The organism is Streptomyces sp. NPDC088707 (assembly GCF_044752725.1).
Classification (GTDB): domain Bacteria; phylum Actinomycetota; class Actinomycetes; order Streptomycetales; family Streptomycetaceae; genus Streptomyces.
The window spans coordinates 373,709-393,244 of sequence record NZ_JBIVLV010000008.1; the positions used below are offsets into that span (position 1 = coordinate 373,709).

The 19,536-nt window shown below is 71.6% G+C and carries 18 protein-coding genes and 2 tRNA genes; 7 read left to right on the plus strand and 13 right to left on the minus strand.

The window, feature by feature from the left end; all coding sequences use genetic code 11:
• Window positions 1-130 precede the first annotated feature (130 nt).
• Window positions 131-454, plus strand: a complete 324-nt coding sequence (locus ACIP84_RS25240) for a multidrug efflux SMR transporter (RefSeq protein WP_209496723.1) — start codon at window positions 131-133, stop codon at window positions 452-454.
• Here the strand turns inward: ACIP84_RS25240 and ACIP84_RS25245 are convergent.
• Window positions 346-999 carry a TetR/AcrR family transcriptional regulator gene (locus ACIP84_RS25245; protein WP_401800473.1) on the minus strand — a complete coding sequence of 218 codons (654 nt, stop codon included), beginning with the start codon at window positions 997-999 and terminating at the stop codon, window positions 346-348. The genes ACIP84_RS25240 and ACIP84_RS25245 overlap by 109 nt on opposite strands.
• Before the next feature lie 121 nt (window positions 1,000-1,120).
• On the opposite strand from ACIP84_RS25245, the gene hisN reads away from it, so the two are divergent.
• Window positions 1,121-1,930: a histidinol-phosphatase gene (gene hisN / locus ACIP84_RS25250; protein WP_030320808.1), complete on the plus strand. Its 810-nt coding sequence runs from the start codon at window positions 1,121-1,123 to the stop codon at window positions 1,928-1,930.
• A 183-nt stretch (window positions 1,931-2,113) separates the two neighbouring features.
• A complete protein-coding gene (locus ACIP84_RS25255) occupies window positions 2,114-2,500 on the plus strand; it encodes a CBS domain-containing protein (protein WP_355962496.1) in 387 nt (128 codons plus the stop codon).
• A 61-nt stretch (window positions 2,501-2,561) separates the two neighbouring features.
• Here the strand turns inward: ACIP84_RS25255 and ACIP84_RS25260 are convergent, their stop codons facing one another.
• Entirely contained in the window at window positions 2,562-4,028 is a 1,467-nt protein-coding gene (locus ACIP84_RS25260; RefSeq protein ID WP_401800476.1) for a catalase, read from the minus strand.
• A gap of 111 nt (window positions 4,029-4,139) precedes the next feature.
• Here ACIP84_RS25260 and ACIP84_RS25265 point away from each other — a divergent pair, with 111 nt between their 5' ends.
• On the plus strand, window positions 4,140-4,559 hold the full coding sequence (locus tag ACIP84_RS25265; protein WP_073912157.1) for a Fur family transcriptional regulator: 420 nt from the start codon (window positions 4,140-4,142) through the stop codon (window positions 4,557-4,559).
• 105 nt (window positions 4,560-4,664) lie between these two features.
• Here the strand turns inward: ACIP84_RS25265 and ACIP84_RS25270 are convergent.
• From ACIP84_RS25270 to ACIP84_RS25285, 4 genes are all read right to left on the minus strand, one after another.
• Window positions 4,665-4,738: transfer RNA gene (locus ACIP84_RS25270), tRNA-Met, on the minus strand.
• A 72-nt stretch (window positions 4,739-4,810) separates the two neighbouring features.
• The gene (locus tag ACIP84_RS25275; RefSeq protein WP_401800479.1) at window positions 4,811-6,790 is read right to left on the minus strand and encodes a tetratricopeptide repeat protein; all 1,980 of its coding nucleotides are present in this window, start codon (window positions 6,788-6,790) and stop codon (window positions 4,811-4,813) included.
• A gap of 204 nt (window positions 6,791-6,994) precedes the next feature.
• A tRNA-Met gene (locus ACIP84_RS25280) sits at window positions 6,995-7,068 on the minus strand.
• A 45-nt stretch (window positions 7,069-7,113) separates the two neighbouring features.
• Window positions 7,114-10,017 (minus strand): UPF0182 family protein, encoded by a 2,904-nt coding sequence (locus ACIP84_RS25285; RefSeq protein WP_401800547.1) that lies wholly within the window; start codon window positions 10,015-10,017, stop codon window positions 7,114-7,116.
• Window positions 10,018-10,152: 135 nt separating this feature from the next.
• Between ACIP84_RS25285 and ACIP84_RS25290 the strand changes: the two genes are divergently transcribed.
• Entirely contained in the window at window positions 10,153-10,704 is a 552-nt protein-coding gene (locus ACIP84_RS25290; RefSeq protein ID WP_030320796.1) for a PPA1309 family protein, read from the plus strand.
• Window positions 10,705-10,821: 117 nt separating this feature from the next.
• Here ACIP84_RS25290 and ACIP84_RS25295 read toward each other — a convergent pair whose 3' ends face one another.
• The 4 genes from ACIP84_RS25295 to ACIP84_RS25310 all read right to left on the minus strand — a co-directional run bounded on the left by ACIP84_RS25295 (window position 10,822) and on the right by ACIP84_RS25310 (window position 14,081).
• Complete coding sequence (locus ACIP84_RS25295) at window positions 10,822-11,910, minus strand: PDZ domain-containing protein (RefSeq protein ID WP_355962486.1); 1,089 nt, start codon at window positions 11,908-11,910, stop codon at window positions 10,822-10,824.
• A 66-nt stretch (window positions 11,911-11,976) separates the two neighbouring features.
• Complete coding sequence (locus tag ACIP84_RS25300) at window positions 11,977-12,207, minus strand: hypothetical protein (protein ID WP_355962484.1); 231 nt, start codon at window positions 12,205-12,207, stop codon at window positions 11,977-11,979.
• Window positions 12,208-12,402: 195 nt separating this feature from the next.
• A complete protein-coding gene (locus ACIP84_RS25305) occupies window positions 12,403-12,867 on the minus strand; it encodes a molybdenum cofactor biosynthesis protein MoaE (protein ID WP_401800481.1) in 465 nt (154 codons plus the stop codon).
• A 104-nt stretch (window positions 12,868-12,971) separates the two neighbouring features.
• Window positions 12,972-14,081 (minus strand): SDR family oxidoreductase, encoded by a 1,110-nt coding sequence (locus ACIP84_RS25310; RefSeq protein ID WP_355962479.1) that lies wholly within the window; start codon window positions 14,079-14,081, stop codon window positions 12,972-12,974.
• Window positions 14,082-14,295: 214 nt separating this feature from the next.
• Here ACIP84_RS25310 and ACIP84_RS25315 point away from each other — a divergent pair, with 214 nt between their 5' ends.
• Both ACIP84_RS25315 and ACIP84_RS25320 read left to right on the plus strand, forming a co-directional pair.
• Window positions 14,296-15,738: a zinc-dependent metalloprotease gene (locus ACIP84_RS25315; RefSeq protein ID WP_355962478.1), complete on the plus strand. Its 1,443-nt coding sequence runs from the start codon at window positions 14,296-14,298 to the stop codon at window positions 15,736-15,738.
• Window positions 15,735-16,259, plus strand: coding sequence for an NUDIX hydrolase (locus ACIP84_RS25320; RefSeq protein ID WP_355962476.1), 525 nt, complete (start codon window positions 15,735-15,737; stop codon window positions 16,257-16,259). Before ACIP84_RS25315 ends, ACIP84_RS25320 begins: the two co-directional genes overlap by 4 nt.
• Before the next feature lie 58 nt (window positions 16,260-16,317).
• Here ACIP84_RS25320 and ACIP84_RS25325 read toward each other — a convergent pair whose 3' ends face one another.
• Genes ACIP84_RS25325 through ACIP84_RS25335 form a run of 3 tightly spaced genes read right to left on the minus strand, consistent with a single transcriptional unit; the run spans window position 16,318 to window position 19,455 of the window.
• Window positions 16,318-17,073 (minus strand): AIM24 family protein, encoded by a 756-nt coding sequence (locus ACIP84_RS25325; protein ID WP_355962473.1) that lies wholly within the window; start codon window positions 17,071-17,073, stop codon window positions 16,318-16,320.
• 19 nt (window positions 17,074-17,092) lie between these two features.
• Window positions 17,093-17,773: an AIM24 family protein gene (locus tag ACIP84_RS25330; protein WP_355962471.1), complete on the minus strand. Its 681-nt coding sequence runs from the start codon at window positions 17,771-17,773 to the stop codon at window positions 17,093-17,095.
• A gap of 14 nt (window positions 17,774-17,787) precedes the next feature.
• A complete protein-coding gene (locus ACIP84_RS25335) occupies window positions 17,788-19,455 on the minus strand; it encodes a TerD family protein (protein ID WP_401800485.1) in 1,668 nt (555 codons plus the stop codon).
• Window positions 19,456-19,536 lie beyond the last annotated feature (81 nt).

Below are 19,536 nucleotides of genomic sequence, written 5' to 3' on the forward strand. Positions count from 1 at the left end.
CATCCGCCGCTGGGCCGCCCACGTTCGCGGGCTGCCGCGCCGTACACGTTTACGGACGACCACGGCCGGTAAGTGCATAATCGCACCAAGTGCGACGAAGCAGTCACCGACGGCGTGGGAGGCACTGACGATGGCGTGGCTGCTGGTGGTGGTGGCGGGCTTTCTGGAGACGGGGTTCGCGGTCTGCCTGAAGCTCTCGCACGGGTTCACCCGGCTGTGGCCGACGGTGGCGTTCGCGGCCTTCGCCCTGGGCAGCTTCGGCCTCCTCACGCTCGCCCTGCGGAAGCTCGACGTGGGCCCCGCGTACGCGGTGTGGACCGGGATCGGGGCGGCCGGGACGGCGATCTACGGAATGATCTTCCTCGGTGACGTGGTCTCCACGCTCAAGCTCATCTCGATCAGCCTGGTCATCGTCGGCGTGATCGGGCTCCAGCTGTCCGGCTCGGCGCACTGACCGTCCGCCCGCCATCCCTCCAGGGAGGGGATCGTGGGCGCCACGACCTGACTGAGGGCCAGCCGGACGGCGAGTTCGCAGCCCACCGCCCACTGCTCCTCCGCGCAGGCCACGGTCGCCGCCACCAGCTCGCCGGGCGCGGGCGGCCCCTCGTCGGCACGGCGCTGCGCGGGTACGGCCGCGGGGCGCGCGCCGGGCCTGGCGGGCCGGGGCGCGGGCAGGCGCTCGTCCCAGGCACCGGTGAGCAGCGCCCGCAGCACGGGCCGGGAGGCGGCCCGGGTGACGATCCACTCGGCGACGACGACGAGGTTCCGCCCGGGCGGGGCCGGCGCCGCGAGCAGCCGCCGGACGCCCTGGAGATAGGTGTCGGCCTCCCGGCACGCCAGGGCGCGGGCGAGGCCCTCCTTGCTGCCGAACTCGTTGTAGAGGGTCTGCCGGGAGACCCGGGCGGCCACGGCGAGGTCGGCCATGCGGACGGCGGACCACGGCCGGTGCGCGAGCGCGGCGAGCGCGGCGTCGAGCAGGGTCTCGCGGGCAGTCGGCATCGGCGCCTCCCGGACCGGGGAATCGTTTCCGTGCTCAGCGTCGACAGGCGTCCCGGCGCTGTCAAGGGGCGCCGGTGGACGGTTCGCCGCGTGGGGATCACACGGAGATAGAGTGCCGACCATGGCCGATTACCACGATGATCTGCGTCTCGCCCATGTCCTCGCGGATGCCGCCGACGCGGCCACCATGGACCGGTTCCAGGCGCTCGACCTCAAGGTCGAGACGAAGCCGGACATGACTCCGGTGAGCGAGGCCGACAAGGCCGCCGAGGAACTGATCCGGGGGCAGCTCCAGCGTGCCAGGCCGCGCGACGCGATCCTGGGCGAGGAGTACGGCGTGGAGGGCTCGGGCCCGCGCCGCTGGGTGATCGACCCGATCGACGGCACGAAGAACTACGTGCGCGGGGTGCCCGTCTGGGCGACGCTGATCGCGCTGATGGAGGCCGGGGACACCGGCTTCCAGCCGGTGGTGGGCGTGGTGTCGGCCCCGGCGCTCGGCCGGCGCTGGTGGGCGGCGAAGGGCCTCGGGGCGTACACCGGGCGCAGCCTCGCCTCGGCGAGCCGGATCGGTGTCTCCAAGGTCGCCTCCCTGGAGGACGCCTCGTTCGCGTACTCCTCGCTGAGCGGCTGGGAGGAGCAGGGCCGCCTCGACGGCTTCCTGGACCTCACGCGCGCGTGCTGGCGGACCCGGGCGTACGGCGACTTCTGGCCGTACATGATGGTCGCCGAGGGCTCGGTGGACATCTGCGCGGAGCCGGAGCTGTCGCTGTGGGACATGGCCGCGGTGGCGGTCGTGGTCCAGGAGGCGGGTGGTACGTACACGGGCCTGGACGGCCGGCACGGTCCGCACAGCGGAAACGCGGCGGCGTCGAACGGTCTGCTCCACGGCGAGCTGCTGAGCTACCTCAACCAGGAGAACGCGGAGGGCTGATCGCCTCGCCGCGCCCGGTCGAACGCCCGCGTTCGAGCGCCCTCGGCACTCCCCGGGGGCGCCTCGCGCGCCCCCTTGTCGGGCCCCTCCCCCGGTGCCACTCTGAGAGTCCCCCCACTTGTGAACTTGTGAATCGGTTCTCGTTGAAAGCGGGAACGTTTCACCAAGGAGGTGGCTCCGCCCATGCTCGTCCGCGACGCCATGAGCACCGTGGTCCTCACCATCGGCCCCGCACACACCCTCCGACAGGCCGCCCGGCTGATGGCGGCGCGCCGCGTCGGCGCGGCCGTCGTCCTGGACGGGGACGCCGGGCTCGGCATCCTCACCGAGCGGGACATCCTCAAGTCCCTGGCCCGCGACCAGAATCCCGACACCGAGACCGCCGACGCCCACACCACCCACGAGGTCGTCTTCGCCGCCCCCACCTGGACCCTGGAGGAGGCGGCCGGGGCCATGACGCACGGCGGGTTCCGCCATCTCGTGGTCCTCGACGACCACGGTCCCGTCGGCATCGTCTCCGTCCGGGACATCATCCGCTGCTGGGTCCCGCTGCACAGCGTCGCGCGATGACGCGGGAGCGGGCCGGAATCCGTACGGAAATCCGGCCCGCTCCCTCTTTCGGCAGGCGCCCTCAGCCGCGCAGGGCCTGGATCGCGGCCTCCAGCCGCTTGCCGAAGTCTTCGTCCGCCCGGCGGAAGTTGCCGATCGCCCGCTCGGCGATGTCGTCGCGCGAGACCTTGGCGATGAAGCCGGCCAGGTTGTCGACCAGTCGGCCCTTCTCGCCCTCCGACATCAGCCGGTAGAGGTCGCCCGCCTGCCTGAAGTCGTCGTCCTCGGCGTGGACGGCGGCGGCGTGGTTTCCGGTGACACCGGTGACCGGGGCCGGCTGCCACAGCGGCCGGTCCGTCTGGGACGGGCCGCCGAAGGAGTTCGGCTCGTAGTTCTTCGCACCCTTGTGGCGGCCGTCGTAGAGGAAGCCGTCACGGGAGTGGGTCCGCGCCTCGGTGGCGTGCGGGCGGTTCACCGGCAGGTGGTCGGCGTTGATGCCGACGCGGTAGCGGTGGGCGTCGCCGTAGGCGAAGAGGCGGCCCTGGAGCATCTTGTCCGGGGACGGGCCGATGCCGGGCACGAAGTGCGCCGGGCTGAAGACGGACTGCTCGACCTCCGCGAAGATGTTCTCCGGGTTGCGGTTGAGCTCCAGCGTGCCGATCTCGATCGGCGGGTAGTCCGCGTGCGGCCACACCTTGGTGAGGTCGAAGGGGTTGAAGCGGTACTGCGCGGCGTCGGCCGCGGGCATGATCTGGACCTGCACGGTCCAGGTCGGGAAGTCGCCGCGCTCGATGGCCTCGCGCAGGTCGCGCTGGTGCGAGTCCGGGTCCTCGCCGGCGAGGCGGTTGGCCTCGTCCTGGGTGAGGTTCTTGATGCCCTGGTCGGTCTTGAAGTGGTACTTGACCCAGAAGACCTCGCCGGCCTCGTTGTTCCACTGGTAGGTGTGCGAGCCGTAGCCGTTCATGTGGCGGTACGAGGCGGGGATGCCCCGGTCGCCGAAGAGCCAGGTGACCTGGTGGGTCGACTCCGGGGAGAGGCCCCAGAAGTCCCAGACGTTGTCCGCCTCCTGAGAGCCCGAGTACGGGTCGCGCTTCTGGGTGTGGATGAAGTCGGGGAACTTGATGGCGTCCCTGATGAAGAACACCGGGGTGTTGTTGCCGACGAGGTCGTAGTTGCCCTCCTCGGTGTAGAACTTCAGCGCCCAGCCGCGCGGGTCGCGCACCGCGTCGGCCGCACCCAGATTGCCCGCGACCGTGGAGAAGCGCAGGAACGTCTCCGTCTGCTTGCCGACCTCGGACAGGAACGCGGCCCGGGTCCACCGCGAGACGTCGCGGGTGAGTGTGAAGGTGCCGTAGGCGCCCGCACCGCGCGCGTGGACCACGCGCTCCGGGATGCGCTCACGGTTGAAGTGGGCGAGCTTCTCGAACAGGAGCTGGTCCTGGAGCAGGACCGGACCACCGACGCCCGCCGTCTCGCTGTTCTGGTTGTCGGCGACCGGCGCGCCGGCCTCCGTGGTGAGCGGTCCCTGCGTCACGTGCGCCTCCTGCATCCTGTCCTGTCTGCCGTACCAGATCCTACAATAGACATTGTCTAAGTCAAGTGCCCATCCAAAGTCACACCTGTTCGGGAACCCGAGGCCGCGACTGTTACCCTGGCCCCCATGAGTGACCTGTTGGAACGACTGCGCGGACGCGGCTGGCGGATGACCGCCCAGCGACGCGTCGTGGCCGAGGTCCTCGACGGGGATCATGTGCACCTGACCGCCGACGAGGTCCACGCACGCGCCGTGGCGCGACTTCCCGAGATCTCGCGCGCGACCGTCTACAACACGCTGGGCGAGATGGTCACCCTCGGCGAGGTCCTCGAGGTCGCGACCGACGGCCGCGCCAAGCGCTACGACCCCAACGCCCACCGGCCGCACCAGCACCTGGTCTGCGGCCGCTGCGGCGCGATCCGGGACGTCCACCCGGCCGGCGACCCGCTGGCGGACCTGCCGGACGCCGAGCGCTTCGGCTTCACCATCTCGAACGTCGAGGTCACGTACCGCGGCATCTGCCCGAGCTGCGCGACGACTGCCTGACGCGCGAGGAAGGCCCCCGCTCCGGCGGGGGCCTTCCTCGCGCAGCCACGGGAACGACGAAGGCCCGGATCCAGTGACTGGATCCGGGCCTTCGTTGCTACTGAGTAGCGGGGACAGGATTTGAACCTGCGACCTCTGGGTTATGAGCCCAGCGAGCTACCGAGCTGCTCCACCCCGCGTCGGTAGACTCGACTCTACGGGACGCCGCTCGACCAGCGCAAATCCATAAGGACGCGGCCCTCAGGCCGCCGTCACGCGGTCAGCTCCTGATGCAGTGCCTCGCTCAGCCGCGCCGCCCGCTCCGCGACCTCCGCCGGACCCAGCTCCACCGCGCGGGCGCACCAGCGGCGCCCCTCGGTCAGCTCCCCGCGGCGTGCCGCGAGCAGCGCGAGCCGGAGCGCGGCGCGCCCGTGGCCGGCCCGGGCGGCCCTGGTCCACCACAGGGCGGCCTCGCGCTCGCTGCCCTCGCGGGCGAGCAGCAGCCCGAGGTTGAAGGCGCCGTTGCGGCTGCCGGCCTCGGCCGCCTCGCGGTACCAGCGGTCGGCCTCGGCCAGGTCGCCGCGCCCGGCGGCGAGCATGCCGACCCGCACCTGGGCACGCCGGTGGCCCTGCTGGGCCGCCCGCTCGTACCACTCCTCGCACTCGGTCTTCTCTTCCCGGGGCGCGCCGAGGACGGCCGGACCCGGGTCGGGGCGACGCGCGTCGAGCACCGAGGCGAGCCGGAAGGCGGCCTCGGCGCTGCCGCCACCGGCCGCGCAGCGCAGGTGCCGCTCGGCGGTGCGCTCGTCGCCGTCCCTGAGGGCGGCGATGCCGACCTGGAGGGCGGCCTCGGTGTGCCCGGCGGCGGCCGCCCGCTCGTACCAGACGAGGGCCGTACGGTCGTCGTCGCGGCCCGCGTGGAGGATGCCGAGGTTGAACGCGGCGTCGACGCTGCCGGCCTCGGCGGCCTTGGAGAACCAGGGCTCGGCGCCGTTGGCGTCGCCGGCCTGGAGGAGCAGCACGGCGAGCGCGTTGGCGGCCTCGCGGTGGCCCGCGTAGGCGGCCCTGCGGTACCACTGCTCGGCCTGCGGGATGCGGTCCTGGGCGGCGCAGAGCAGCCCGAGGTTGTAGGCGCCGTTCACGTCGCCCGCGTCCATGGCGGCCCGGTACCAGCGCTCGGCGGTCTGCTGCTCGCCCCTGGCCGCGTGCAGCGCGCCCAGGGCGTTGGCGGCGTTGCCGTCGCCGTCCTGGGCCGCGCGCAGCCACCACACGGCGGCGCTCTCCTCGTCGCCCGCGTCGCGGAGCAGGAAGCCGAGCGCGCAGGCGGCCTTGGCCTCGCCCTCCTTGGCGGAGCTGAGGTACCAGCGGCCGGCCTCCTTGAGCTCGCCGCGGTGCTCCAGGATGGCGCCGAGGTGGAGCGCGGCGCGCCGGTGACCGCGCGCGGCTGCCTGCCGGAACCACTGCTCGGCCTCGGTGGGCTCGCCCCCGGGCTCGCCGACGGCCCGGCCGGCCGCGGCGTCGGTGCCCGTGGCGGCCGGGGCGGTGGTGGGCGCACCGGTGGGCACGAGCGCGCCGGTGCCGGGCACCCGGAGCCGGGTGCCGGTGTCGTGCGGGCCGCGGGTGGTCTCGGTGGCGCGGCGCTCCAGGGCGAGGGCGAGCCGGTACGCGGCCTCGCGGTGGCCCTGTTCGGCGGCGGCGCGCAGCCAGCGCTCGGCGCCGACGTCGCTGCGGTGCTCCAGGAGGTCGGCGAGGGCGTACGCGCCGAGAGCGTGGCCCTGCTCGGCGGCCTGGCGCAGCCAGTACTCGGCGGCCGGCTCGTCGCCGCGCTCGCGGTGGTGGCGGCCGAGGGCGTGGGCGGCGGGCGCGGAGCCGGCGACGGCGGCGACCCGCCACCAGCCGGCGGCCTCTTCGGCGTAGCCGCGCTGGTGCAGCAGGACCCCGAGGTTGTTGGCGGCGGCCCGGTCGCCCTCGGCGGTGGCGCCGCGCAGGTAGGGCTCGGCGCCGTCGAGGTCGCCGCGGCGCAGCAGGAGCGCGCCGAGCGCGCTCATCGAGGCGAGGTCGCCGCGCTCGGCGGCACGCCGGTGGCGGGCCTCGGTCTCGGTCTCGTTCTCGGTGTCGGTCTCGGCGGTGGTGTCGGCGGCCGCATCGACGGCCCCTGCTGCCTCGATGATCTCGTCCGCGGCGTTCCTGGCATGCCGCTGCACAAACCGCCCTGTCTCCAACAGAGTTGCCCTGTCCCCCATAAATACCATCGTCGCACCACCCGCAACCCGAGCACACCTGGTATACCGCAGCCAGTGAGGTCACTCAGCGTTTTGTCGACATGCCCACAGAGAGACAAGTCAAACACGACTCACGCCAACTCGCCCCTTCCCTACCGCTCTTCGGGCCCCCCGCGCACGCCGACACACGACGAGGGCCCGGATCCTTATGGATCCGGGCCCTCGTCCTCTGAGTAGCGGGGACAGGATTTGAACCTGCGACCTCTGGGTTATGAGCCCAGCGAGCTACCGAGCTGCTCCACCCCGCGTCGGTAAACCAACCGTACCACGGTCGCGAGGTGGAAAACCTCAGGTCAGCCGCTTGATCCCGGCGTCTTGAGCTTCGCCCCGGCCTCGGCGGCGCGCTGGAGCGCCGCCTGGAGGTCCTCCTGGGCCTTGCCGTACGCCGTCCAGTCGCCCTTCGCCAGAGCCGCCTCGCCCGCGTCGTACGCCTTCTGGGCGTCCGAGATCGCCTGCTTGAGCGCGGCGTCGTTGGACGCCGGCGGCGGGTTGGTGGTGCCCGGCGGGGTCGTCGGCGAGGTGGGCGGCGGCGTGGTCGGCGCGTCCACCCCGAAGACCGCGTTGAGCGCCTTGGTGAGGTTGTCCTCGAACACCGTGGTGTCCTTGGTCGTGTCACCCTCCGGCTGGTCCGCGTCGACGTACGACACCGCGACCTTCTTCAGGAGCGGGTAGAGCGCGTTGCGTCCCTGGGCGTACACCGGCTCCACGTACAGGAACCCGCCGTCGAGCGGGACGGTCAGCAGGTTGCCGTACTGGATGTCGGAGTCGGCGCCCTTCATGTCCCGGACGAAGGTGGCGACCGAGGGCAGACCGTTGAGCTTGCTCTGCACCTGCGCGGGGCCCGGCACGTCCTCGGTGACCCGCAGCAGTCTCAGCTGCCCGTACTCCTTGCTGGTGGCGTCGGCGTCGACCGCCATGAAGCCGCCCAGGTTGGGCCGCCCGTTCGGCGTGAACGTCGTCGTCAGCGAGAAGCGCTGCGCCGTGTCCCCGGGCATCTTCATGCTCAGGTAGTACGGCGGGACCGCGTTGCCGTCCTTGTTGGTCGGGTCGTCCGGCACCTGCCAGGCGTCCGAGCCGCTGTAGAACTGCGCGGGGTCGGTGACGTGGTAGCGGGTCAGCAGCTCACGCTGGACCTTGAACATGTCCTGCGGGTACCGCAGGTGCTTCATCAGGTCGCCGCCGATCTCGGACTTGGCCTTGACCGTGCCCGGGAACGCCTTCATCCAGGTCTTCAGGACCGGGTCCTGGGTGTCCCACTGGTAGAGGTTCACCGTGCCGTCGTAGGCGTCGACGGTGGCCTTCACCGAGTTGCGGATGTAGTTGACCTGGTTCTGCTGGGCGACGACCGCGCGCTGCTGGTTCCCGACGGTCAGCGAGTCGGCCGTGGTGTCGCCGAGCGTGGTGCGCGAGGCGTACGGGTAGCCGTTGGTCGTCGTGTACGCGTCGATGACCCACTGGATGCGGCCGTCGACGACCACCGGGTAGGCGTCGCCGTCGATGGTCAGCCAGGGCGCGACGGCCTCGACGCGCTCCTTGGGCGTGCGGTTGTAGAGGATCCGCGAGCCTTCGCCGATGGCCCCCGAGTAGAGGATCTGCGGCTCGCTGAACGCGACCGCGTAGGCCGCGCGGTTGAAGGTGTTGGAGAGGTTGACCCCGCTCTTGCCCTCGTAGCTGGTGGTCTTCTCGCCGTTCTCCTCGTAGTCCAGCTCCTTCTGCGGGCCGCCGACGATCGAGTACTGGTCGGTCTTCTCGCCGTAGTAGATCCGCTGCTGGTACGAGCCGAGCATCCCCGTGGTCGGCAGTCCGGCCTCGGTGAAGATCGGGGAGCCGTTGGCGTCCGTCTGCGTGCCCGACGCCATGATCGCGCCGTAGCCGTGGGTGTAGGTGAAGTGGTCGTTGATCCAGTTCCGCTTCGGGATGCCCTTGATGTTGAGCTCACGGAGACCGACGACGGTGTCCTTGCCCGTGTACCGGTCCACGTCCAGGGTGGTCGGGAACTGGTAGTACTTCCGCTTCTGCTCCAGCTGCTGGAACGTCGGCGACACGATGTTCGGGTCGAGGACGCGGTAGCTGGCCGCCGAGTCGGCGTTGCTGCGCAGCTGGTCCTTGGCCTTCACCGTCGACTTGCCCGAGTAGTTCTCGAGCTTCGTCCCGTCGATCGCGTACGCCTTGCGGGTCGCGTCGATGTTCTTCTGGATGTACTGCGCTTCCTTGGCCTGCTCGTTCGGCTGGACCTGGAACTTCTGCACGATGGCCGGGTACAGGCCGCCGATCAGGATCGCGGAGAGCACCATCAGACCGAAGCCGATCACCGGCAGCTGCCAGGTGCGGCGCCAGAGCGTGGCGAAGAACAGCACGGCGCAGATCGCGGCGATGCAGAACAGGATGGTCTTCGCCGGCAGGTAGGCGTTGGCGTCGACGTACCGCAGGCCCGTCCAGTTTCCGGTGGCCTTGAAGTCGCTGGACTTCACCGCCAGGCCGTACCGGTCGAGCCAGTACGCCACGGCCTTCAGCGCCACGAAGACGCCGAGCAGCACCGACAGGTGGCCGGTGGCCGCGGCGGTGGCCCGCGCGCCCGGGCTGGTGATCCGCAGCCCGCCGTACAGGTAGTGGGTGAGCGCGGCGGCGATCAGCGACAGGACGACGGCGGCGAAGCCGAAGGCGAGCAGGAACCGGTACCAGGGCAGGTCGAACGCGTAGAACGACACGTCGAGCCCGAACTGCGGATCCTTCTCGCCGAACTTCACGCCGTTGACCCACATCAGCCAGGTGCGCCACTGGCCCGAGGCGGAGGCGCCGGCGATCAGCGCCACCAGGGCGGTGACCGCGAGCAGCACCCACTTCTTGAACGGGGCGAGTCCCATCCGGTACCGGTCGAGGCTCTGCTGCTCCAGCGACATCGCGCTGAGCGGCGGCCGCAGCCGGTACGCCAGCCAGATGTTCAGGCCGACGGCGAGCCCCATCAGCAGACCGAAGACGGCGAAGAGGCCGATCTTGGTCCACAGCGTGGTCGTGAACACGGACGAGTACTTGACCGAGCGGTACCAGAGCCAGTCCGTCCAGAACCCGGCGAACATCACGAACGCCATGGCCAGAACGGCCAGCACCCCGAGTGTCATGAGCAGGGTACGGGCCCGCCGGGACGGCCGGCCGACTCTCATCCTTGGCCCGGACGGGCTACCGCCGCGGTCCGGCATCTGGAAAGCCAACGTGCGCCCCTCGATGTTGATGCGTCTGAAAGCAGGCCCAGCGATCGTAGAGCCCAATGGTGCAACTTACTGAGGCTTTACCTAGTTCCCGTGTTCAGGGGAAGAGGAGGCAGGATATTGGTCATGTCCAACGTTTCCCCCTCCGGCCCGGCAATGGCCGCGAGCCCCCTCACCCGCGCGGTGCTCGAGATCGACGAGTACGCGGCGGGCCTCGGCTGGGACCAGCCGGCCCGTCTGTTCGCCCTGGTCGACACCGCACGGCTGCGCGCCAAGGAACCCGCGCTCGCCTCCCAGCTGGGCCTGGGTGACGATGCCACCGCCTACACCCCGATCGAGCAGGACAAGCTGCCGCGCGGGAAGCCCCTCGACGAATTCCTCGGCACGATCGCCTGGCCGGCCGGCGTGGCCGGCTGCGCCATGACGGTGGAGCGGCTCATGCTGCCCCCGTCGGCGGAGGCCCAGGTCCCGCAGGGCCTGAACGAGAAGCAGCTCGCCAAGTGGGTGGCCGCCCACCCGGACCGCCAGGAGGTACGGATGACCGTGGCCGTGCTGCGCGGCGGCGCCCGCGAGGCGGCGATCCGGCTCCGCGAGAAGGACACCGCGACCGAGGTCCTGACCGGCCCCGACCTGGTGCCGGGCCTCGCCGAGGCGCTGGCGGCGACCTTCGAGAGCTGACCTCCGCGCCACAGCGCGGCCTCCGCACCACAGCGGAAAGGGGCGTCCGGTCGGTGACCGGACGCCCCTTCTCACGTACCGACGCGCCTCACGTACGGACGCGTCTCCCATACGCGCTCAGCTCTTCGAGCAGCTCGGCAGGGACTTCGTGTCGCCCGCGCGGAGCTTCTCCAGGGACTTCGTGGCGTCGTCGATGGTGTCCACCCTGACGAGGGTGAGCCCGTCGGGAGTGTCCCTCGCGGCGTTCTCGCAGTTGTCGGCCGGGGTGAGGAAGTACCGGGCGCCGGCGTTGCGCGCGCCGACCAGCTTCATCTCGATACCGCCGATCGGGCCGACCTTGCCCGCGTCGTCGATGGTGCCGGTGCCGGCGATGAAGCGGCCGCCGGTGAGGCTCTCGGGGGTGAGCTTGTCGACGATGCCGAGCGCGAACATCAGCCCGGCGCTGGGGCCGCCGACATCGGCCAGGTTGATGTCGATCGTGAACGGGAAGACGTGGTCGGTGCCGGCCTGGATGCCGACGACGGCCCGGTCGCCCTCCTCGGAGGTGGTGGTCGTGATGACCACCTTCCTCGTGACGGTGGGCTCCTTGCGGGCCTTCTCGGCGGCGGCCGCCTCCTTGGCCGGGACGATCGTGAACTCGACGTCCTGGCCGGGCTTCCGCTTCACGACCTGCTTGGCGACATCGGCCTGCGCGGCGATCGCCACCCCGTCGACGGCCTTGATCACGTCACCGGCGTGCAGCTTGCCCTCGGAGGGCGATCCCTTGATCACGGAGCCGACGACGACACGGGAGACGACCGGGATGTTCAGTTCCTTGAGGGCGGCCACCTTGGCGCTCTCCTGGGACTGGCTGAACTCCTCGGCGTTCTCCTGGCTCGACTCCTCCTCGGTCTTCCCGTCCGGGTAGAGCGTGTCGTGGGGCACCACCACGTTGTCGTGGGCCAGCCAGCCGTACACGGCCTCGACGGCGTTCATCTTGTAGTCCGCGCTCGTGACGCGGACCGTCGTCATGTTGAGGTGCCCGTCGGTCGGGTAGGTCTTCCGTCCCTCGATGTGCAGGACGGGCTCTCCCCTGGCCTCGCCGAGGGTGTTGACCGTGGGGCCCGGGCTCATCTCCGCGTACGGCACCGGGATCAGGACGCCCGCGATGAGCAGACAGATCAGGACCAGGGTGGAGGCGAGCATCGTCGCGGTGCGGCGTGGCATGGAACGACAGTACGGGACTCGCCTGTGGGTGCACCCCTGGGGCGGTCCGTACGGGGCGGGCCGGCGTCAGCTCGAAGGCGAGGTGGCGGCGCCGCCCGTGGCGGCGGCCGGTTCGCGCTCGGCACGAGCGGAATCGGGGGTCGTGGTGTGGGCGCGTTCCATCGCGTCCCGGAAGCGTGCGTACCCGGCGAGTTCGGCCACGTCACCTATCGTCTTGTTCCTCGAAGCCCAGCTTCCCCATATCGCCGCGCCGACGACTGCGAAAAGCGGAATCAGCAACCAGGCCAGCGCTGCCATCCCGACCTCCCATCCCCAGTGAGTTGATCAGCAGACTCTGTCATCTGTGGGGTCAACGCTCGCGCCTGGGGGGCGGTTACGCAAATCGGGCGTCCGGCTACACCCTGTCGGCGCGTCGGCTTGCCCGGTCAGCGGGCGCCGGCCCTCCCCCACCCTCCGGCCGGGGGACCCCCGGACCAGGGGTGACGGGCTTCCTCAGCAGGCCCCGACCCACTCCTCGGTGCCGTCCGAGAAGGTCTGGTGCTTCCAGATGGGGACCTCGTGCTTGAGGTCGTCGATGAGCTTGCGGCAGGCCTCGAAGGCCTCACCGCGGTGCGGGCAGGAGACGGCCACGATCACCGCGATGTCGCCCACGACCAGGTCACCCACACGGTGCACGGCGGCCAGCGCGCGCACCGGGTGGTTGGCGGCGACCTTCTCCGCCACCCGGCGCAGCTCCGCCTCGGCGGTGGGGTGGCAGGAGTAGCCCAGCCCGTCGACGTCGGCGCCGCCGTCGTGGTTGCGCACGGTGCCCACGAAGAGCGTGGTGCCGCCGGAGGCGTCGTCCCCGACCGCCCGGAAGACCTCGTCGAGGGAGAGCGGGGTCTCCCGGATCGCGAGGAGCTTGATCGGATCGGCGGCGGCCTGCTCGCCGGGGTGGTCAAACGACGTCGGTGCCATGCGTCCATCGTGCCGTACGCGCGCGGGATCCCGGAATAGCGGTTTCGACCGGTCGTCGGCGGCCGCCGTAGGAGGGTCCTACAGACCGCCGTGCCCCGCCCCGGTCAGATCCCCCGCCGCTTCCGCATCTGCCGGACGAGCGCCGCCGTACCGAGCAGGGCCACCGTCGCACCGGCCGCGCCCGCCGCCGTGGCGTCCTTGCGGCCCAGTCGGCGGCCGGCGACCGTGTGACGGCCCTCGACCTCCTCCAGGAGCGCCGCGAGGACCTCCTCGTTCGTCCACTTCGGCCGCCATCCGGCGTCGTGCAGGCGTCCGACGCTGACCACCCACGGGTGCATCGTGTACGCGAGGTCGCCCGCCGGGGACGGGGTGAGGCCGATCCGGTGGAGCCGGGCCGCCGCGCCGAGGGCGACGGCGGAGGGCAGCTCCATGCGCCGGATCCCGGAGAGCTCCTCGATCTCCTCCTGCTCCAGCCAGCCCTCGCAGCCGACCGCGAACTCCCCTTCGACCTTCTCCAGGGCCGCGTACTCCAGGGCGCTGACCAGGTCCTCCACGTGGCAGAACTGCCACGTGGGCCGGGAGCCTGCGACGACGAGCAGCCGGGGCGACTCGAAGTAGCGGGTCAGCGCGGTGTCCGTACCGCCGACGAGGACGGCCGGGCGGACCACGGTGACGTGGAGGCCGGGGTGCGCGCGCGGGGCCCGGCGGCCGAGGCGCTCGATCTCCAGCATGTCGCCCACGCCGGTGGCCTCCGCCGTGGCCCTGAGCTCGGCGTCCTCGGAGAGCGGGATGTCGTTGTCGGGCAGCGCGCCGTAGACCATCGCGGAGGTGCACAGCACCACCCGGTGGACCCCGGCGGCGGCCGCGGCGGTCAGCACGGTCTGCGTACCGCGCACGTTGTAGGCCGTCCGGGCGGCGGGGTCGGTCTCCAGGTCGAGATCGACGGCGAGGTGCACGACGACGTCCGCGCCGCGCAGCTTCTCGGCGATGGCCGGGTCGCGCACGTCGAGGATGTGCCACTGCGCCTCGGCGACCTCGCCCCTGCGCTCGTCGATGGCGACGACCTTCTTGATCTCGTCGGACGCGGCGAGGCGCCTGGTCAGCAGGTCGCCGACGCCGGAAGCGGCACCGGTGACCGCGACGACGGGGCCGCGCGCGGCGGACCGGGTTGAGAGGTTTCGCGCTCCGCGAACCTGTGGATCTGGGGAACTCACCGGGCGTCTCCAGCGGTTGTCTTCAGTACGTACACGGATGACGCGTACGGACCAGGTGGCGTCCATCCTGCCGCAGGGCACGGCCCGGCGGAGCACCGAGCCCATTTCCGGCCCGGATGTCTACGCTGGTGGTGTGCGGGGCCTGTCTGGACAGGCCCTGGTCGGGCAGTCGCCGTCGGCAGGAGGCCGGCGGCCCTACGAGCCGAGGAAACCTGTGAGTGACACCCCATTCGGATTCGGCCTTCCGCCGGAGGAGCCGGAGGACGGCGACGAGGGCAGGAAGAAGGACCCCGCCGGAGGTGGCCAGGGGTCCGGGGGCCAGGGCGGCGGCAATCCGTTCGGCGCGAACCCGTTCGGCTTCGGCGGGCTGCCCGGCATGGGCGGGCTGGGCGGTCAGAGCGGCGCGGACAATCCGTTCGCGGCGATGTTCGGCTCGCTGAACCCCAACGATCTCGGTGCGGCCTTCCAGCAGCTCGGCCAGATGCTGAGCTACGAGGGCGGTCCCGTGAACTGGGACATGGCCAAGCAGATCGCGCGCCAGGTGGTGGCCCAGGGCACCGCGGACGGCACCAAGGACGCCAGCGTGGGCCCGGCGGAGAAGGCCGCGGTCCAGGAGGCCGTGCGCCTCGCCGACCTGTGGCTGGACGGTGTGACCTCGCTGCCCTCGGGCGCGAGCACGGCCGTGGCGTGGAGCCGCGCGGAGTGGGTCGAGGCGACGCTGCCGGCGTGGCAGCAGCTCGTGGACCCGGTCGCCGAGCGGGTCGGCTCGGCGATGGGCGACGTCCTGCCGGAGGAGATGCAGGCCATGGCGGGCCCGCTGATCGGCATGATGCGCTCCATGGGCGGCGCCATGTTCGGCCAGCAGATCGGGCAGGCCGTCGGTGCACTCGCCGGTGAGGTCGTCGGCTCGACCGATATCGGTCTGCCGCTCGGGCCCGCGGGCCGGGCCGCGCTGCTGCCGCTGAACATCGAGGCCTTCGGCAAGGACCTGGGCGTGCCCTCCGACGAGGTGCGGCTCTACCTGGCGCTGCGCGAGGCGGCGCACCAGCGCCTCTTCGCCCACGTGCCGTGGCTGCGCGCGCATCTGTTCGGCGCGGTCGAGGGGTACGCGCGGGGGATCAAGGTCGACACCTCGAAGCTGGAGGAGGCGGTGGGCCAGCTCGACCCGACCCACCCGGAGCAGCTTCAGGAGGCCCTCCAGCAGGGCATGTTCCAGCCGGAGGACACGCCGGCGCAGAAGGCGGCACTGGCCCGTCTGGAGACGGCGCTCGCCCTGGTCGAGGGCTGGGTGGACGCGGTGGTCCACGAGGCCGCCAAGTCGCGCCTCACGTCGGCGGACGCGCTGCGCGAGACGCTGCGCCGGCGCCGGGCCTCGGGCGGTCCCGCCGAGCAGACCTTCGCCACGCTGATCGGTCTCGAACTGCGGCCGCGGCGGCTGCGGGACGCGGCGCGCCTGTGGGCGTCGCTGACCGACGCGCGCGGGGTCGACGGCCGCGACGGTCTGTGGGAGCACCCGGACATGCTGCCGACGGCGACCGACCTGGACGACCCGGACGGCTTCGTGCACCGCGAGCACCTCGACTTCTCCGAGATCGACAAGATGCTCGGCGAGGCGGCCAAGGGCGACGCCCCGGAAGACGGGGACGGCAAGGAGTGACTCTGCACGACGACGCGGTCCTCGTCCTCAAGGGGTACGAGGACCAGCCGGAGCTGCGCGACCTGTATCTGGCGCACCTGGACGCGCATCCGGACGGCATGTACAAGCCCTGCGGGGCGGGGCACCTGACCTCCAGCGCGCTGGTGGTCGACCCGGCGCGCGGGCGGGTGCTGCTGACCCTGCACAAGAAGCTGGGCATGTGGCTGCAGATGGGTGGTCACTGCGAGGCGGGTGACGCGACGGTCGAGGCGGCCGCGCTGCGGGAGGCCGCCGAGGAGTCGGGGATCACGGGGCTGACCCTGCTGCCGGGCGGCCCGGTGCGGCTCGACCGGCATCCGATCCCGGCGCCCTGCCACTGGCACCTGGACGTGCAGTACGCCGCGCTGGCCCCGGCGGGTGCGGTGGAGCAGATCAGCGAGGAGTCGCTGGACCTGCGCTGGTTCTCGTACGAGGAGGTGGCGGGCGTGGCGGACACGTCGGTGGTCCGTCTCCTGGAGAGCACGCTGGCGCGGCTCGCGTAGGGCACGCGCGCGTGAGGGGCGGTCGGCATGCCGACCGCCCCTCACGTCCGTCCGGTGCCTAGTTCCAGGCGTTGTTCTGGTTCTGGGCGTGGGAGCCGTGCTGTCCGGCGCCGAACTGGGCGGCGATGCCCTGGCCGATGGCCACGTTCTGCGGGGGCATGACCTCGCTGGGCTGGACGAGCGCGAAGCCCTGGCCGAGGAAGCTGAGTTCCCAGCCCTCGCCGGTGTTGCCGCGGCGGGTGCGGACGCTGGAGCTGTGCGTCTGCGCCTGCATCTGGACGCGCAGCCCGGTGGACCAGGCGACGATGGCGTCCGCGTCGACGCTCACGTACTTCTCGGGCGTGACCTGCATCATCAGCGGCTGTCCCGAGGTCATCAGGGCGACCTTGCCGCGGCCGGAGATGTTGAGCTGGTACTTGCCGGTGCCGGAGACGCCGTACTGGCTGTCGACGGCGATGACCTCGGTGTGGAGGGTCGAGTCGAGCGCCAGGACGTAGGCGCTGTCGACGGTCAGGCCCTCCTGCTCGACGTCCACGACGTGGACGTACTGGGCGAGGTTGGCGAAGTAGACCGTGCCCTGGCCGGAGCAGCGCATCAGGTCGAGGCCCTCACCGGTGCGGGCCTGGGCCCGGCGCTGGCCGGGGGTCTTGTACTCGCCGTCGAAGTCGACGAGTCCCTGGTACGCGACCATGGCGCCCTTGCGGGCGAGGACGTCGTCCTGCCCGGTGAGGCTGACCCGCAGGAGCTGCGGGTTCTGGATGACGTACCGCTCCTGGCTCTGCTGTTCGGCGTGGTTGAAAAGCGGGCTCTGCATGGTGTGTTCTCGCTCCCCCTCAGCCCCGGGCCCGCAGGCGGTCGGTGCTGTCCTCGCTCGGCTGTACGACGACGATGCCCTGGCCCGAGAAGGCCATCTGGAATGCCTCGCCGCTGCCCCGCCCGATGAGGGAGGACGCCTTGAAGCTGCGCTTGCCCTTGACCTTGAGCGACGGCGACCAGGCGACGAGCGCGTCGGGGTCGACGTACGTCTCGTCGTCGCCGCGGCCGCAGTCGACGACGATCGGGGTGCCGCGCGAGGTCAGGGCGACCCAGCCGGTGCCGGCGATCTCGACGTTGAACAGGCCCTGCCCGGCGAACTTGGCGAGTCCCTTGACCCGCTCGACGCCCCACTGGAGGTGCGCGTCGAAGGCGAGCAGGTTGGTGCCGTTGACCGAGATCGAGTCGTTCTGCAGGTTGATCACGACGACGTCGGCGCCGTAGTCGGCGAGGTAGAGCAGTCCGTCGCCGGAGCACTTCATGAGGGGCGCGCCCTCGCCGGTGATCCACTGCTGGGCGACCTGGCGTGCGGCGGGCGGGTTCGGCTCGTAGGTGATGTAGCCCTCGTAGGAGACCATCGAGCCGGTCCGGGCGTAGAGGTCCTGGCCGGAGGCCATGGCCACCTGGAGCATGGCGCGGCCGTGGTTCTGCATCCGGGCCGCGACGGGGGTCGGGGCGTAGCCCGCGAATTGCTGGTTCATGACTTCGGGCTCCCTCAGACCTCGTAGGGCTGGACGACGATGAAGTTGCCGGGGGCGCCCCGGAACTGGAGGTTCACGGTCTCTCCGCTGTGGCCGGGGTAGGCGTTGCGGCGGAGCCGCACCTGGCTGGAGAGGATGACCTGGGACGCGGAGGACCACGCCACGACCGCGTTGCAGTCGGCGAAGGTGGTCGGCGTGACGGGCAGCACCACGGGCACGCCGTGGGTCTTCACGACGACGGTGCCGGTGCCCTGGAACTGCATGGTGAACAGGGCGCCGCCGGGGATGCCGTGGCCTTCGATGCGCCGCACCTCGTACTGCAGGGACTCGTCGAATGCGAGGACGTTCTCCGCGGAGACGCAGATGCCGTCGCCCTGGAGCTCGATCGGGTGCAGGTGGGCACCCTCCTCGGCGAGGAAGAGCTGGCCGCGGCCGGTGCAGCGCATCAGCTGCATCTCCTGGCCGGTGGCGTTGCCGACGATCCGGCCGGTGAAGCCGGCGCCCTTGTGGGAGAAGTCGACCTTGCCCTGGTACATGACCATGGAGCCCTGCCGGGCGAGGACGGGCATGCCGCCCATGGCCAGGTCGACCCGCATGAGCTGCTGGTTCTGCGGGGTCCAGCGGGCGCCGGTGGGGGTCTCCTTGTACGGCGCCAGCGCGGCGGCGAGGCCCGCTCCGGTCGCCGGGACGCCCTGCGGGACGCCGGGCTGCTGGCCGTACGACGGCTGCTGACCGTACGGGGCGGGGGCGGCCTGGCCGTATCCGGGCGCCGGCGGCTGCTGACCGGGGTACGGGCCGGGCGCCTGCGGCGGCACCTGGCCGGGGTACTGGCCCGGAGGCTGTCCCGGGACCTGGCCGTAGCCGGGAGGCTGTTGCCCGTAGGGGGCGGGGGCCGGTGCGGGCGGCGGGACCGGGGCGGGCGCCATCGGCGCCACCATGGTCGGCTGGGTGTGCACCGGCTGCGCGGGCGGCACGGGCGCGGGCGGCGCCGGAGGCGCGCCGAAGGCGGGCGCGGGAGCAGGTGCGGGTGCCGGAGGCGCGCCGAAGGCGGGCGCGGGCGCCGGGGCCGCGGGGGCGCCGAACGCCGGGGGCGCCGTCGCCTGCGGCGGCGGGGCGAAGCCGGGCGCGGCCTGCTGCGGGGCGGCGGGCTCCTCCTCGGCGACCTCGCCGCCGAAGTTCCGCAGGAGCGCGTCGAGGCCACCGTCGAAGCCCTGGCCGACGGCGGCGAAGCGCCACACGTCCTTGAGGTAGAAGTCGCCGAGCATCACCGCGCGCTCGGTGCTGAACTCCGCGCCGGTGAAGGCGTACCGGGCGACCTCTTCGCCGCCCGCCACGATCCGCAGGTGGCCGGGGCCGATCTGCGACATCTGGCCGGCGCCGTCGATGGTCGCGGTGAACGACAGCTTGTGGATGGTGGCGGGGATGCGGTCGAGAGTCACGCGGAAGGACTCGGTGTCACCGGACTGCGCCCCGAGCAGCTGGACGGACTCCTCGGGCGTCTTCGGCTGGTTGAAGAAGACGAAGTAGCGGTCGTCGGAGAGACGCTCGTCCGCGTCGAGTCCGAAACAGCTGATGTCGAAGGTCAGTCCGGGCGCCGCGATCTGCACACCGATGTACAGATCGGTACCCGCGGTGAGATCACTGATCTTGGCCTTGTGGCCGCGTTGGAATTCCCTGGCCATGCGTAACGACCGTCCCCCATCCCGAATGGCGAATGCTCGCGCCAGGCTAGCCGCTGAGTGCGACATTGAGACAGCGCAGGT